This is a genomic window from Flavobacterium seoulense, from assembly GCF_000695795.1.
Lineage (GTDB): Bacteria > Bacteroidota > Bacteroidia > Flavobacteriales > Flavobacteriaceae > Flavobacterium > Flavobacterium seoulense.
Genome location: NZ_JNCA01000003.1, coordinates 1 through 16,627, shown reverse-complemented (window position 1 = coordinate 16,627; position 16,627 = coordinate 1). Strand labels below are relative to the sequence as shown.

Below are 16,627 nucleotides of genomic sequence, written 5' to 3'. Positions count from 1 at the left end.
AAATTTCTTTACTCTGTATATTTTATCTAAAATCTGTTTTTTGTGTTTAGTTATAGTTTTTAAAATCAATTTGTTATCGTTTTTTTTTAATTTTTTAATTTTTTTTGGTAGGGTAAAAAAGATTTGGTTTGTCTTACTGATAGAAAATGCGAATAAATCGTCATTATAAACTATTACTAAAATATTTAAATTTGTAAGTTATGAAAACATTAAAATTGATTACAGGAATTGCATTGATGGGAATTTTTACATTAACATCGTGCCAGAGTGAAGTAGATGATGTACAGGGAGATAATCCTAATACGAATTCGGCTAATTCAACTACTGCCACTAACTTAAAACGGGTAGCTATGTATGATGGATCATTTGATGATTTTATTGATGATTCTTCATGCTCATCTATTGTGTTTCCTTATACTGCTAAGGTAAACGGAATAGATATTAATTTTTCAAGCCAATTGAATTATGATCAGGCTTTAGCTATTTTGGGTGAATTAAATACTAATGATGATTCAGTAGTATTACAATTTCCTTTAACTATTAAAATGAGCGATTATACCGAAGTTAGAGTAACCAGCCAGGCACAATATGATGCCATTGAAGATAGTTGTGAAGATGCTGAAGATAGTGGAAAAAACGCTATTTCGTCATTAAATATTAATTATCCAATTACTATTTTGACCTATGACGCGAGTTTAACTCAAACTGGAAATGTTGTAATTAAATCCGAAAAAGAACTTTATACGTACATGACTAATATTAGCAGTACCGAATATTTTTCAGTAAAATATCCTATTTCAGTTACTCTTGTTAACGGAACTACGCAACAAGTAAGCAGTGATGTCGAATTGAAAGCAAGTATTGATGCTGCTTTACGTGTAGAAGAAGCAATGGACGATGCCGAAGATAAAAAAGAAGATTTAGAAAAAATATTAGTAAATGGTACTTTTAAAGTAAACTCATTTATTAATGCAGGAGTTGATTTGGCTAATAATTATGTGAATACAACAATTGATTTTGCTAACGACTGGAAAATAAAATCAATGAATGCCTTGAGTACTATTGCAACAGGAACTTATAGTGTAACTTCGGATGTAGATGTTTATTTACAATTTGGATTTGCCGGAAGTACTAATTTCAGTTTGTTTAACAATGCCTGGAAAGTAACGAGTTTTAATAACTCAACCATTACTTTGCAAAGTAAAACCAATAGTGCTATAACATTGGTATTAAAACAAATCTAATTAAATACCGTTAGTTGCTTTTATAATTAATTTGTTTTTAATTTATACCAAATAAAAGTAGTTTTTAAAATTTAGAAAATGAAAAAATTAATTGCTGTAGTCACTTTAGCTTTTTTAGTATTAATCTCCTGTTCGAAAGACAGTACCGAAGAAGATGCTAACGGAGTCGTAAAAGCGAATAATAAAAGAGCATTAGGTACTTCGGCAAATGATTTACTGTCAGAAAATAAGTTTGATAGTATGTTGATTGAAGTAGTTTATGTGGAAGGTTTTGAACCTTCGACAACAGCAATTAATAATTTAGTTTCTTTTTTAAATAATAGAGTTAATAAATCAGCAGGAATTACGGTAGAAAAAAGAGCGATTCCGTCTCCGGGAAATGAAAGTTATTCAATAGCACAAATTATTGAAATAGAAGATGATAACAGAATTCATTATAATGAAGGAAGCCAAATTGCAGTCTGGGCATTTTTTGCCGATGCAAAATCATCTACAGATACTAATACTTCAGTAGTTTTAGGAACTGCCTATAGAAATACGTCATTTGTAATCTATGAAAATACGATTCAAAAAATGAGTAATAGTGCTTTTAAACCGAGCAGAACGGTTCTTGAATCAACAGTAATTACTCATGAGTTTGGACATATTCTTGGATTGACCAATATTGGAACTCCTTTAAAATCTGACCATGAAGATCCTGATCATAAAAGGCATTGTAAGGTAACAAGTTGCCTAATGTATTGGGAATCTGAATCAGGAAATGTACTCGGAGGAGTGGTTCCGCAACTTGATCCTCAATGTATTGCTGATCTTCGTGCCAACGGAGGAAAATAAAAATAAAAAAAGCTTAGTTTTAATCGACTAAGCTTTTTTTATTATGTTTCCATCTTCGATGCGTCCAGAAATAATATTCAGGAGCTTCATAGATTTGTTTTTCGACTTCTTTAATGTAACGGTGAATAATTTCGTAATTAGGTAATGATTTAGGATCATCGGTAATAGGAATTATGGTCGCTTCATAATAGCCTCTTTTTACTTTTCGTATTTTGGCAAACACCACATTAAGATTGTATTTTTTAGATAATAATTCAGGTCCAATGTGTGCCGGAGTTACAATTCCCATAAAGCTTTCCCAGTGTGCAATTTGAACTGTTTTTGGGGATTGATCGCTTGCAAGTCCATAAACTGATAAGATTCCTTTTCGATTATTATTAGCCATCAACGGAATGGTTTTATCAGTAGCAACTAATTCGGTATTGTATTTCGAGCGAATGTCTTTAATAAGTTTATCAAAATAACGGTTGGCAATTCGTTTATAAACCGCTACACCCTGATAAGAAAATTGTAAATTTAAAGAAAGCAGCCATTCCCAGTTGGCATAATGCGAAGCTAAAAGCATGATACTTTTGCCTTTTTCTTCATATTCTTTCATTAGTTCGATATTGGTAATCTTAAACCTTTTGTTCATTTCTTCGGGCGAAATGGTCATGGTTTTTGTCATTTCCATGAACAAATCACAAAAATGGTGATAGAATTTTTTTTCGATAACTAGACGTTCTTTGTCACTAAGATGCGGTAATGTCATTTTTAAATTGTTTTTTACTGTCGCCCTGCGGTAACGAATAATGTAATAAACAACGTAATAGATACAATCTGATAGCCAATAAAATATTCGAAAAGGTAAAATGGATATGAACCAAAGAAATGGATAGGAAATTATATAAGCTAAAAAGTGCATGCAATATTTTTTATGCAAATATAAACCAAAAATGGCTAACCATAATAAAGTGTGAAGACTTACTAATTGCTTCTGGAGGAATTGTTATATTTACCATTCACTATAAAAACTGTTTATGAATACCTTTTTGATAGCCATAATAATTGCTAATGTACTGTTTAGTTACAAAGGATTTAATGATTATTCTTTTTTTAGAAAATACGAATTCCATATAGGAAGCATCCGTTCAGGAGAGCAAATTCGTATGCTGACTTCGGCATTTCTTCATGCTGATTTTGGGCATTTGATCTTTAATATGATTACGCTTTATTTCTTTGCACCAGTGGTTAGTGCTTATTTGGGCGATGTATTGTTTATCGTTATTTATTTTGCCAGTTTGCTTTTTGGAAATTTGTTAACGCTTCTTTTGCATAAAAATGATTATGGTTATCGTGCCGTAGGAGCATCTGGAGCTGTAACCGGAATTTTATATTCGGCAATTTTATTACGGCCTGATATGATGCTGGGCATCTTTTTTATAATTCCAATGCCGGCTTATGTTTTTGGAATTTTGTATTTGCTTTATTCTATTTACGGAATGAAAGCAAAAAACGATGGTATAGGTCATACAGCACATTTTGGCGGGGCAATAGGCGGCTATTTAATTACGTTATTAGTTTATCCGGATTTAATTTTCTTGCAGCCATTGATGGTCAGTTTGTTAACAATTCCTATCATTCTTCTTTTTATTTTAATAAAGTTAAAGAAGATTTAATGGCACAACTTTTGAATATTGTCTAGAAATTTTAAAAACTATAAAAATTATACAAATGAAAAGAGTAATAGTATTTTTGTCAGTAATGTTTATGACTTTGTCTTATGGACAGGAAATTAAACAAGTTCCACAAATTAGTGTTTCCGGCGAAGGAAAAGTAAAAGTAATTCCAGATCAGGCAACTATTTCGGCTACGGTAGAAACAAAAGGTAATGTTGCTAAAGATGTTAAAAAACAAAACGACGATAAAATTGATGCCGTTTTAAAGTTGCTTAAAAAAATGAATTTGGCACCAGCCGATTACCGTACACAACGAGTAAATTTAAATCCACAGTATGATTATGAGAAAAAGAAAACTACTTATAATGCTACACAAACTATCGAAATTATCGTTAGAGATTTAAATAAATATGATGAGTTGATGGAAGGCTTAGTAAATCAGGGAATTAACAGAATTGATAACGTGGTTTTCCAATCGTCTAAATTAGCGCAACACGAATCAGAAGCCAGAAAATTAGCAATGAAAGATGCTAAACAAAAAGCAGAAGATTATGTTTCTGTTTTAGGACAAAAAGTCAAAAATGCTATAACAATATCTGATAATACTCAAAGTTACAATCCGCAACCGGTTTATGCAAGATTTAAAACGATGGCTATGGAAAGTGATGCAGTAGGAGCCAGCAATGAAACTTTAGCTGTTGGAGAAATAACGATTACAGCTAATGTAAGTGTGAATTTTATTTTAGAATAAAACTCAAAAAAATACATAAATAAAAGCCAGTAAATTTATTTTTACTGGCTTTTTCATTTGTTTTATACTTGGAAATTAATTTCCTAATCTAAAATCACTTACACTATTTTGAACTAAACTTAGATCTTCAAAATAACTTAACGAACCTTTGTCAACAGGACATTGGTTACTGATTCCAACCCAAATTTCAGCTGGATAATTATTTTTATACAAACGCACCATGTGCCATTCTTTTTTGTCATAAGAATAATAACTAGCAACGGTTTTAGTATCCGAAGAAATTTTCATGTAAACCGATGGCGTAGTGATAACATCATGATTATTATCGTCTGATGTACCAATGGTACGAACCGTTACCACACGTTTTTTTCCTCTTTCATCTTGTTCGAAACATAATTTTTGCCAGAAATTATCATGTACATAAATGTATAAAACACCTGCATTATATAAACCTTCGGGAGTGAATTGCGGAGTTACTTTTGAAATTAATGTAAAAGGTTTTTTGTTATCAATTTTTGATAATAGAATAGGAGCAGTATTATTTGATAATTTTTCATTAGGATCCGAAAAATAATCTTTTTTAGCTCCCGCTTTAAAAGTAATTTTATTAGAGGCATCTACTGTTGTTAATGTATCGGCGCCATTAATTGATTTTGTAAAATGAATGCCTGAAATTCTAATATCGCAGTCAGTTCCGTTTACACGTGCCGAATCTACTGCTGTTGTTTTAGTTTCGCTTGTGGTTTCTGGTGAAGTTTCAGCTGTTTTGTTTTTATTTTCGCAGTTAGCAAAAAGAGCAATTAATAATAAGGTGCTTATGCCATTCATTTTTGTTCTCATAAATAGTATTGTTTTTATAATTAAATTTATTTTAATCGGTTAAAAAAGATATTTTAGCCATACAAACGTATAAGAATTATCATCCTGTTACAATACCTAAAATTAACCATTTATTCCTATGATTATTTCCAATAAAGATATTTTGCAAGAATTAACAGCAACATTATTAGATCAAAATTTTGTCGCTGAGCAACAGGAAAATATTGAAATCTACAAACAAATGGTAGCTTCTTATGTAGGAATTGATCAATGTGTGGCTGTGCTTTCTGATTTTCAGGCTAATTGCAGCTATATTTATTCAGGAAGTTTCGGGAAAATATTTGGTTTAGCAACAGAAAATACTGTTATTGATTCTGCTTTTGAAGAAGCAATTTTTAGCAAAATTCATCCGGATGATATTATTGAAAGGCATGTTTTAGAATTGAATTATTTTCAATTTCTAAAAGACATTGATCAAAACGAACGCAGTAAATACAGTACTTTTAGCCGAATTCGTGTTCGAAATGAAGATGACAATTATTCGTATATCAATCACCGGACAATTTATGTTAAAAGTCTTCCTAACGGTAGCGTTTGGTTAGCGCTTTGTTTGTATGCTCCCGCAACCGATTCAGCTCCCGGTACGGGAATTGAAGGAAAAATTATGGATGTGCAAACAGGCGAAATTATCGCTCAGGAAAAATACAATACCAGTAATAAAAACCTTTTAAGCCAACGAGAATTAGAGATTTTAACTTTGGTAGCCAAAGGAATGGCAAGCAAACAAATTGCCGAAAAACTCCATATTGCAGTACATACAGTTTACAGACACAGGCAAAATATTATAACTAAAATGAAAGTGGCTAATACTGCCGAAGCCGTGAAAACAGCAGTTGTAATGGGAATTATTACATTATAATTTATTATATATGTAAAAGTTGCTAAAGGAATCTATTACTGCTATTTTTTTGGTAGATAATGATTCCATAGGTATATTTGTTTTTAGGGATAGCTGTTAAGGCAACAACAGTATAAAATAGTAAGATGTTTTTTTAGGAAATGGATAAAAGATTACAACTTAAAGTTATAATTAAAAAATGTGAAGAAAAGTTCGGAAGAGGAAATTCTGAAAGCTGGAAGCATAACGATTATATCGACTTTAGTAAATCCATTTTGGAGAAAACCAAAATAAGTATTAGTCATAATACTTTGAAACGGATTTTTGGTAAATTAACAACTGATGAATTTTACCTTCCACAAAAAGCCACTTTTGATGCACTGATTGATTATTCAGGTTTTGATGTTTCAGAAGAATTTAATGATAATTCTTTTCCAGAAAATCAGTCTTCTGAGAGTTCAGCAATACCTTTTAAAGCAGACATAAAAAAGAAATCTAATCTAATTTTAGCTGTAATTTTATTTTTGTCGGTAATAATTGCATCTTATTTATTTTTCAAAAAATCTGATTTTAATGCAGATGATGTCAGTTTAAAACTTACAGCTTCTGAAGGAATTCTTCCTAAAACCTGTTTTTTTTCTGTTGATGTTGCCAATGTTTCGGATAGCACTTTTATCGATTTTGGCGACAAAACATCTTTAATTTATTTAAAGGAAAACGAAAAAACACTCTCACATACTTATTTTATTCCGGGCGTTTTTGATGTTAGTATTACCAATAAAACGAAAGGATATAAAAAAGCAAGAGTGTTTGTGACTACCAATTATGAAAAATGGTATGCCTTATGTTTTCAAAGACAGCGTCTTATTCCTAAAAGCTATTATGCTTTTTTGGCAAATAAAAACCAGGATAGTTTATTTACGATCACAAACCGGGAATTACAAATACACAATATAGATACAATACAACCGTTTTTTGTTCGTTTGTGTAATTATACACCGCTTAAGAAAACTGCCGATAATTTTGTTTTTGAAACTACTTTTAAGAAAGAGATACAAAAAGAAGAAGTGTCTTGTGATGGTTTGGTTTTTAAAGTTTCGGGTGCCGAAAATGATATTCGCTTCCATTTTGTGAACTCAGGTTGTACTTCAAGAGTTGCAAATATAGTGAGTGATAAAATCATAAACGGAACTGATCATAATTTGTCTCCTTTTGTGGTAGATTTCAAAAAATGGAATACTATTAAACTTATCAATAATAACAAAAAACTCACTTTGTTTGTCAACGAAAAGCTTATTTACGAAACGACTTATACGGCTTCATTAGGAGACTTAAGAGGGCTTTTTGTTGAATTTGAAAACAACGGATTTATAAAAAAATGCGATTTAAGCTCGCTTGACGGAAAAAAATATTATTCGTTTTAAAAATCCATAATCGTCTAAATTTCAGTGTTACTATCACGTACATAATTTTGGACGGACTTTGAGCAGTCCAAAAAGGCTTTAAAAAAAAGCAGCTAACTATATTTGAATTAAGGAATAGGAAAATCATTTTCCAGAACTTAAAAATCTTAATCAAATCAAATGTAGTTATGAATTTTAAACCATCATTTACTCTTTTCAAAAAACAAAATTCGGTCAGTTATTTAACGTTTCTATTTTTTTTCTGTGTTGGATTTGTTACAGTCTTTGCTCAGTCTAAAACCGATCAATTAGAGATAGTTTCTCAAGCAACAAAATCAGGATTTCCATTAATTCAAAATGGAAAAGTTCCTTCGATACTTATTGATAAATCTGATGCTGAAGTGGTAAATCTTGTTGCCAAAGCTGTTGCAGCTGATTTTAAATTGATTAGTGGAACTGAATCCAAAATTATACATCAGATTCAAAATGATGATTATTTGATTATCGCTGGAACTATTGGAAAATCAAAAGTTATTGATGAGTTGATTAAAGCTGGAAAAATAGATGTTAGTGCTGTTCAAAATAAATGGGAATCGTATTGTATTTCAACAGTTAATGCACCGATGTCTGGTGTAAAACAAGCCTTAATCATAGCAGGTAGCGATAGAAGAGGAACTGCTTATGGTTTATTCGAAATTTCTAAAAAATCAGGTGTTTCTCCTTGGGTTTACTGGGCTGATGTGAAACCAAAACAGCAAAAAGAGTTGTATGTTTTACCAGGAAGATTTGTTTCAAAAGAACCCTCTGTTAAATATAGAGGAATTTTTATCAATGATGAAGATTGGGGTTTACATCCTTGGGCAGCTAAAAATATGGATACTGATATTAAAGATATTGGTCCAAAAACTTATGCTAAGGTTTTCGAATTATTACTTCGATTAAAAGCTAATTTAATCTGGCCTGCGATGCATGATTCTACTAAAGCTTTTTGGTTTTACAAACAAAATCCCGTTGTTGCTGATCGATATGCAATTGTAATAGGATCGACACATTGTGATATGATGTTACGCAGTAATACTTTTGAATGGCAGCATAATTTTGAAAATGAATATGGTCGAAAACCAGGAGAATACCGTTATGATACCAATAAATCTGAAGTTTATCAATATTGGGAAGATCGTGTAAATGAAGCTAAAAATTATGAATCTATGTACACGGTAGGAATGCGTGGTGTGCGTGATGGCGAAATTACAGGACCTACAACTAAAGAGGGTAAAATAAATTTGGTCGAAAATATTATTGGTGACCAAAGAAGCCTTTTTACGAAGTATTTTGGAGCTCCAACAAATGCTTTGCAAATATTTTGTCCGTATAAAGAAGTTTTAGATTTGTATAAAGGAGGCTTGAAAGTACCGGATGATGTGACTTTGGTTTGGACAGATGATAACTTTGGATACATTCGTCAATTGTCAAATACCGAAGAGCAAAAAAGAAGTGGTTCCAGCGGAATTTACTATCATCTTTCGTACTTAGGCGGACCTCATGATTACACTTGGTTGTCTACAAATTCTCCTTCTTTGGTATCTTATGAAATGACAAAAGCCTATCAATTTGGAGCCGATAAATTTTGGGTTGTGAATGTAGGAGATATCAAACCAGCCGAATTAGAAACTCAGTTTTTTCTAGACATGGCTTGGGATGCCAAAAAATGGACACCTGAAAATGCTATTCAATACGTTCAACATTGGGCAACAGAAACATTTGGTGCTGCATTTGCTAATGAAATTGCTGCGATTAAAAATCAGTATTATCAATTAGCTCAAGATGGAAAACCAGAACACATGGGAATGTTACATTTTGATGCTGAAGCTAAAAATAAGCGATTAGCGGCTTATGTTGATTTGGTAACGAAAGTAGACAAACTTAAAAAACGTATTCCGGAATACCTTAAAAGTGCTTATTTTGAATTAATTGAATATCCTGCGAAAGGAGCAGCATTAATGAATCAGAAATTCTTTTATGCCCAAATGAGTTTAGAAGTTGCTGAGACCAATAAAAAATTAGCTTTAGATTATTCGCAAAAAGCAAAAAATGCTTTGGAACAAATTATTAGTCTAACACATCATTACAATAAAGAAATAGAAAATGGGAAATGGGATGGCATTATTACTCACGCTCCAAGAAATTTGGAAACTTATGCGATGCCTAAAATTGCAAATCCAGAGATTTTAAGTGATTCGTTACGTAATCCGCAGCCATTTGACAGAAGATATATAGAAAAAGTAATTACTACAATTGAAGCTGCAAATTCAGATAATTTAATTTCTTTAAATGCTTCTAGTTATAAAAATAAGCTAGATATTGCTTCAGAAAAAATTATTACTGTTGACGGATTAGGATTAAACGGTGAAAGTATATCTCGTTTTCCGTTTACAGGAAAGTCATTTAAAAATGACGAATATACTAAAGCTCCTTATGTTGAATATATTGTAAATTTAAAAGCTGGAGAATATGATTTATCACTTAAAAGTCTTCCAACAAAAACAATTAATAACGAACGTAAATTGAATTTTGCAGTTGTTATCAATCAGCAAGTTCCACAATTTGTCGATGCTGATACATCTAAGAAAGATAAAAACTGGACTTTAAGTGTGGTGAGAGGATATGTTGATAAAAAAATTAAATTTAACATTGATAAAGAAGGTCAAACAACAATTCGTATTTATTTGCAAGATACAGGATTGGCTTTAAGCCAAATTGATATTAACAAATTATAAAAAGTTACAGAATGAAGTTCAAAAATAATTTTAAAAAAAACATTGTACTCTTTTGCTGTTTTATTGGTTTTATGGCTTTTAGCCAAAATGAACAGTCTAAATTTTGGTCATCTTCAAAAGAAGCTTTGAAAGAAATGGAACAAATTAAGAAATTGATTAAAGCTCCTGTATTCAAAAATAAAGAATATTTAGTAACTGATTTTGGAGCAAAAGGCGATGGAGTAACTAAAAATACCGAAGCTTTTAAAAAAGCTATTGAAACTTGTAATAAAGCTGGAGGAGGAAAAGTAATAGTTACTACAGGAAACTTTCTCACAGGTCCTATCTATCTAAAAAGCAATGTGAACTTAGTTGTAAGCGAAGGTGCAACGATTACTTTTTCACGAGATACTAAAGATTATCCAATTGTTTTGACACGCTGGGAAGGTATGGACTGTATGAACTATTCACCACAAATTTATGCTTATGGTGAAAAAAATATTGCCATCACAGGGAGCGGAACAATCAATGGAAATGCAGATAAAAATAACTGGTGGCCGTGGAAAGGGCGTACCTCTTATGGATGGAAAAAAGGAGATCCTAATCAGTTTATAGCCAGAGATAGTCTGCATGTTTTAATGAAACAAAAGGCAGACCCAAGGAAACGAATTTTTGGTGATGGTCATTATTTAAGACCCTATATGATTCAGCCTTATAACTGCAAAAATATTTTGATTTCTGAAGTAAAACTGATTGATTCTCCTATGTGGTTTGCCAGCCCTGTAATGTGCGAAAATGTGATTTTTGAAAAAGTGCAATTTATATCTCATGGTCCCAATACTGATGGCTGTGATCCGGATGCCTGCAAAAATGTGTTAATAAAGGATTGTTATTTTGATACCGGAGATGATTGTATTGCTATCAAATCAGGTCGTGATGAAGACGGAAGAGGAAATAAAAAGCCAGCCGAAAATCATATCATTGAAGGCTGTATTATGAAAGATGGTCATGGCGGAATTGTAATAGGTAGCGAAATTGCCGGAGGAGCTAAAAATATTTATGCTGTTAACTGTAAAATGGATAGTAAAAATCTTGACAGAGTGCTTCGTGTTAAAACGTCATCTTCAAGAGGAGGAATTATTGAAAATATATTTTTAAAAGATATTCAGGTGGGAAGTTATGGAGAATCGGCGATTCATTTCAATATGTTTTATGAAAATCCGGGAGATTTTATACCTACAATTCGCAATATTTGGGTAGAAAACTTAAATGTCGAAAAAGGTGGCGATTATGCTATTTGGGTTAATGCCTACGAAGCATCTCCAATTGAAAATTTAAAAGTGGTTAATTGTAATTTTAATGGTATCAAAACGCCATTGAAAATTGACCATGTAAAAAACATGCAATTAGAAAATGTTGTTATTAACGGAGAACTTTTTAAGTACAACCTTGATAAGAAAAAATAAAAATCCAACTTTAAACTTTTATCTAATTAACTCAACCAATTAAAATATATTTAATCAAATTATGAAAAATAAAACTTCGATTTTAGCTGTTATGCTGATGATTTTTATCAGTAACCTGATAATGGCACAAATTAAACCAAACAGCTTGTTTAATGATCACATGGTATTACAGCGTGAAGTTCCAATTCCGGTTTGGGGAACGGCATCAATAAACGAATCGGTAACGGTTTCGCTTAATGGTAAGTCGGTTGCCGTAAAGGCTGATGGTAATGGTAACTGGATGATAAAACTTCCAAAACAAAAAGCAGGAGGGCCTTACAAAATGGAAATTTCCGGTAAGAACCGTATTATCTACAATGATGTATATGTGGGCGATGTATGGTTGTGCAGCGGACAGTCCAATATGCACATGACAGTTGCTAAAGAAACCCGTTACTGGTGTGGAGTAACTAACGAAGCCGAAGAAGTTGCTAATGCCAAATTTCCGCTTATTCGTTTTTTTGATGTAGAATATACACCTTCACAAACTGTAAAAACGAATGCTGTAGCAAAATGGGAAGTGTGTTCGCCAGAAACTATTGGGCATCAATCTGCTGTAGCTTATTTTTTTGCTCGTGAAATTTATCAGAAATATAAAATTCCGGTAGGTTTACTTACTTCATCTTACGGTGCCAGCACGGCCGAGACCTGGATTAGCAAAGAAGCATTAGAAGCACAACCTAACCTAAAACCTCTTTTGGATGCTTATGCTGCTAAAATGGATAAGTTTGTTGCTGATAGTACGGTGATAATGTCTAAATACCGAACCGATTTAGCAAAGTTCAAAGGTGATTTAGCGGTTTCACAGGCAGCAGCGGGTGATGTTAATGCCAAAGTACGTAAAGCTCCTGGTAATCCGAATCCGGCTAACGATCAGCACAATCCATTTGTATGTTATAACGGTATGATTGCTCCTCTGGCTCCTTATGCTATAAAAGGAGCATTGTGGTACCAAGGCGAGTCGAATGGTCCTTCGGCTAAACTCTATCGTGAAATTATGGAAACACTTATCGCTAATTGGCGTTCTAAATTCCAAGTGGGTGATTTTCCATTTTTATACGTTCAGTTGGCTAACTATGGTAAGCCGATGCAAAAACCGGTTGAAGATGGATCTATGATGACTGTTCGCGAAGCTCAATTACAAAATCTATCTGTAAAAAATACCGGAATGGTAGTCGCTATCGAAAATGCTGGCGATGAACCTGGAAATATTCATCCGAAAAATAAACAAGCTATTGGATATCGATTAGGTTTAATTGCCAGAACCAAGGCTTATGGCGAAAAAATAAATTATTCAGGTCCTGTGTATAAAAGCTACAAGCTGAATAATAATACAGTTGAATTAAGTTTTGATCATGTAGGCAAAGGATTGGTGGCTAAAGATAATAAGCTGACAGGTTTTGCTATTTGCGGCGAAGATAAAAAGTGGGTAACGGCAAACGCTGAAATTAAAGGCGAAAAAATTATCGTATCCAGTCCCGAAGTAACAAAACCTGTTGCAGTTCGTTATTGCTGGGGAACTAATCCTCCTGCCAGTTTGATGAACAAAGATGGTCTTTGGACATCTCATTTCAGAACAGATAATTGGTAAAAGCAGGAATCCATTGAGCGTATATAACTTTATAAATAGATCAAACACTTTCTTAATCTGAATTTTGTTTTAAAAAATTATTTTGAAACAAATAATAATGAATTAATGAACTAAGGTTCTAAATATTTTTTTAATGAAACAATTTTTAAAAATTAAGCATTTCAACTTTGCTTTGCTATTGCTTTGTGCTTTAAATTCAATAGCCCAATCCAATGCAAAAAAACAAATTCAATATCTTTCAGGTACCGATGCTACGCATACCAAAAACTGGGATTTCTTTTGTACAGGAGGTCGTAATAGTGGCAAATGGACAACTATCCAAGTCCCTTCTAACTGGGAACAACAAGGATTTGGTAATTATAACTTTGGTAGAGATAATGTAAATTACGGAAAGAATTTTCAGTTTGCTGACGAAAAAGGCTTGTATAAATTACAATTTACTGTACCTGCTGATTGGAAAAACAAAGAAATAAATATTGTTTTTGAAGGTTCTATGACTGATACCGATGTTAAGATTAATGGAAAATCAGCAGGAGGGATTCATCAGGGAGCTTTTTATCGTTTTAAATATAATATTAGTGATAAATTACAATATGGAGTCTCTAATTTATTAGAAGTAACAGTTAGTAAAATGTCGGCTGATAAATCAATCAATGGCGCTGAACGTTTAGCCGATTATTGGATTTTTGGAGGTATTTACCGTCCAGTTTATTTGGAAGCCGTTCCAAAAGAAAATATTTCATGGACATCTATTGATGCAAAAGCTGATGGAAGTTTCAATATGAATGTGCATTTGAACAAAGCTGTTTCCAGTGCTGAAATTGTTACCGAAATAATTGATACTAAAGGAAAAATAATTGAAACGAATGTTACAAAAACAACAAACGATTCTGTTATTGCTGTCAAAACAAAAGTGCAAAAACCATTGTTATGGAATGCCGAAACGCCCAATTTATACAAACTTAGAGTACATCTTAAAAAAGGAAATAATACGATTTATACCACCGAGGATAAATTTGGTTTCAGAACTATCGAAGTAAGAAAGTTGGACGGAGTTTATATTAATGGTGTAAAAGTAAAAATGAAAGGCATCAACCGTCATGTGATGTGGCCGGAATATGGTCGTGCTACTTATCCTGAAGCTGATTTATTAGACGTAAAATTGATAAAAGGGATGAATATGAACGCTGTTCGTTGTTCGCATTATCCTCCGGATAAAAATTTTCTGCGTGTTTGCGACTCTCTTGGACTTTATGTAATAAATGAATTAGCAGGCTGGCAAAAAGCATACAGTACTCAAGCTGGAACTCCTCTGGTAAAAGAAATGGTAATTAGAGATACTAACCATCCATCAATTATCTTTTGGAGTAATGGAAACGAAGGCGGACATAATTTTGACTTCGATGATGATTTTGCAAAATATGATTTATCAAACAGAACCGTAATTCATGCACATCACAAACCAGGAAATGCAATTAACGGTATCGATTGTAATCACTATGAAGGTTATGAAAGTACTAAGGAATTAGTGAGCGAAAAGAGTGAAAACATCCATATGCCAACTGAATTTCTTCACGCTATGCATGATGGAGGAGCTGCAGCTGCTTTGGCAGATTATTGGGAATTACAATGGAATGGAAAACATGGTGGTGGAGGTTTCATCTGGAGCTTTGCCGATGAAGGAATTACGCGTACTGATTTCAATAATATGGTTGATGTTAATGCCAATAATGCCGCTGATGGAGTTGTTGGTCCGCATCGTCAAAAAGAAGCGAGTTATAATGCAATCAAAGAAATATATTCTCCAGTTAGAATTACGTTAAAAGAGTTACCTGAAAATTTCAAAGGCGAAATCCCAGTAGAAAATCGTTATCATTTTACCAATTTTAAGGAATGTAGTTTTAGTTATGAACTAATTAACTTTCGAAGTGTGAATGACATGCAGTCGGGATATGTTGTAAATCAACAAGGAACTATTAAATCTCCTGATATTAACCCAACGGCCAAAGGAAATTTACAGTTAAGTTTGCCAAAAGACTGGAAGAATAATGATGCGCTGGCGGTTACAGCTTATGATTCTGATAAGAATGAAATTTACCGTTGGGTCTGGAAAATTAAGTCGAATAAAACTTTAATAGCAACTTTGCTGACTGTATCTGTATCTAAAAAAGATGAGGTTTCAGCTAAAGAAGAAAATAATATACTTACTGTGAAAGGTGGTGAAATTGCCGTAAGTTTCGATACTAAAACTGGGATGATTACCAAATTAGAGAATGATAAGAGTCCGAAATTGCCTTTTGAAAATGGTCCTGTTTTGGTCAGCGGAAATGCAACGGTAACGAATATTAAGCATTTCAAAGAAGGGGATACTTATATTGTAGAATTTAATTACAGTGGCGATTTATCTTATGTGCGTTGGAAAATGCATACTAACGGATGGCTGGAAATGAATTATAAATATACCTTAAATGGTAGTTATCCTTTTGCAGGAATTAGTTTTAATTATCCGCAAGGATTGGTAAACAGTGTAAAATGGCTAGGTCAGGGACCAGGTCGTGTCTGGAAAAACCGCATGCAGGGAGTAACTACAAATGTTTATCAAAACATCAATAATAATACCGAAACAGGAAGTACACCATGGATTTATCCTGAGTTCAAAGGTTATTATTCAGATATTGTATGGATGGAATTTAGTACACAAATGGGAAGATTTACCATTGCTTCTCCAGACAAAGATTTGTTTGTAAGATTATTTGATTTTTATGGAATCAATGCCGATAGTAAAACACCAGTATTGCCTACAGGAGATATTTCGTTTCTGGATGCTATTCCGCCTATAGGTTCTAAAGCCGCCGTTAGTAATAATGCTGTTAAAGGTCTTGGACCATCAAGTGATTTGAATAAAATTAATGAAGCTAAAGAACGTACTCTTCATTTCTTTTTTGGTACACCGAAGTAAAGAAGAGAAATTCTCAAACAGAGAACAATATTCATCGGTTAATAAATAATTTAATAAAAATAGGCTGTCTGAAAATTATTTTTGGACAGCCTATTTCTATTTAAAAATATCTAAATTCCTTTATTTTTTTAGCGTATTTTACATTCATCATTTAATTTACTAAATAGATAAAGTTTTTAAATGCTATAAATACTTTATTAAAATAGTTT

Annotated in this window: 12 protein-coding genes; 10 read left to right on the top strand and 2 right to left on the bottom strand. The window is 32.6% G+C overall.

The window, feature by feature from the left end:
• The first annotated feature begins 200 nt into the window (after positions 1-200).
• On the top strand, positions 201-1,244 hold the full coding sequence (locus tag FEM21_RS01995; RefSeq protein ID WP_035657176.1) for a hypothetical protein: 1,044 nt from the start codon (positions 201-203) through the stop codon (positions 1,242-1,244).
• 78 nt (positions 1,245-1,322) lie between these two features.
• The gene (locus tag FEM21_RS01990) at positions 1,323-2,078 is read left to right on the top strand and encodes a hypothetical protein (RefSeq protein ID WP_035657174.1); all 756 of its coding nucleotides are present in this window, start codon (positions 1,323-1,325) and stop codon (positions 2,076-2,078) included.
• A gap of 19 nt (positions 2,079-2,097) precedes the next feature.
• On the opposite strand, the gene FEM21_RS01985 is transcribed toward FEM21_RS01990, so the two are convergent.
• Positions 2,098-2,982 carry a lysophospholipid acyltransferase family protein gene (locus FEM21_RS01985; protein WP_035657171.1) on the bottom strand — a complete coding sequence of 295 codons (885 nt, stop codon included), beginning with the start codon at positions 2,980-2,982 and terminating at the stop codon, positions 2,098-2,100.
• A 115-nt stretch (positions 2,983-3,097) separates the two neighbouring features.
• Between FEM21_RS01985 and FEM21_RS01980 the strand changes: the two genes are divergently transcribed.
• On the top strand, positions 3,098-3,736 hold the full coding sequence (locus FEM21_RS01980) for a rhomboid family intramembrane serine protease (RefSeq protein ID WP_035657168.1): 639 nt from the start codon (positions 3,098-3,100) through the stop codon (positions 3,734-3,736).
• A gap of 55 nt (positions 3,737-3,791) precedes the next feature.
• Positions 3,792-4,487, top strand: coding sequence for an SIMPL domain-containing protein (locus FEM21_RS01975; protein ID WP_035657166.1), 696 nt, complete (start codon positions 3,792-3,794; stop codon positions 4,485-4,487).
• Positions 4,488-4,562: 75 nt separating this feature from the next.
• Here FEM21_RS01975 and FEM21_RS01970 read toward each other — a convergent pair whose 3' ends face one another.
• A complete protein-coding gene (locus FEM21_RS01970) occupies positions 4,563-5,327 on the bottom strand; it encodes a DUF1349 domain-containing protein (protein ID WP_035657163.1) in 765 nt (254 codons plus the stop codon).
• Positions 5,328-5,445: 118 nt separating this feature from the next.
• Between FEM21_RS01970 and FEM21_RS01965 the strand changes: the two genes are divergently transcribed.
• The 6 genes from FEM21_RS01965 to FEM21_RS01940 all read left to right on the top strand — a co-directional run bounded on the left by FEM21_RS01965 (position 5,446) and on the right by FEM21_RS01940 (position 16,418).
• The gene (locus FEM21_RS01965) at positions 5,446-6,225 is read left to right on the top strand and encodes a response regulator transcription factor (protein ID WP_035657160.1); all 780 of its coding nucleotides are present in this window, start codon (positions 5,446-5,448) and stop codon (positions 6,223-6,225) included.
• A gap of 140 nt (positions 6,226-6,365) precedes the next feature.
• Entirely contained in the window at positions 6,366-7,628 is a 1,263-nt protein-coding gene (locus tag FEM21_RS01960) for a hypothetical protein (RefSeq protein ID WP_035657159.1), read from the top strand.
• Positions 7,629-7,795: 167 nt separating this feature from the next.
• Positions 7,796-10,384, top strand: coding sequence for a glycosyl hydrolase 115 family protein (locus FEM21_RS01955; protein WP_051627454.1), 2,589 nt, complete (start codon positions 7,796-7,798; stop codon positions 10,382-10,384).
• A gap of 11 nt (positions 10,385-10,395) precedes the next feature.
• A complete protein-coding gene (locus FEM21_RS01950; RefSeq protein ID WP_035657158.1) occupies positions 10,396-11,829 on the top strand; it encodes a glycoside hydrolase family 28 protein in 1,434 nt (477 codons plus the stop codon).
• 61 nt (positions 11,830-11,890) lie between these two features.
• The gene (locus tag FEM21_RS01945; RefSeq protein WP_035657156.1) at positions 11,891-13,459 is read left to right on the top strand and encodes a sialate O-acetylesterase; all 1,569 of its coding nucleotides are present in this window, start codon (positions 11,891-11,893) and stop codon (positions 13,457-13,459) included.
• Between the two features lie 133 nt (positions 13,460-13,592).
• Positions 13,593-16,418 (top strand): glycoside hydrolase family 2, encoded by a 2,826-nt coding sequence (locus FEM21_RS01940; RefSeq protein ID WP_035657154.1) that lies wholly within the window; start codon positions 13,593-13,595, stop codon positions 16,416-16,418.
• Positions 16,419-16,627 lie beyond the last annotated feature (209 nt).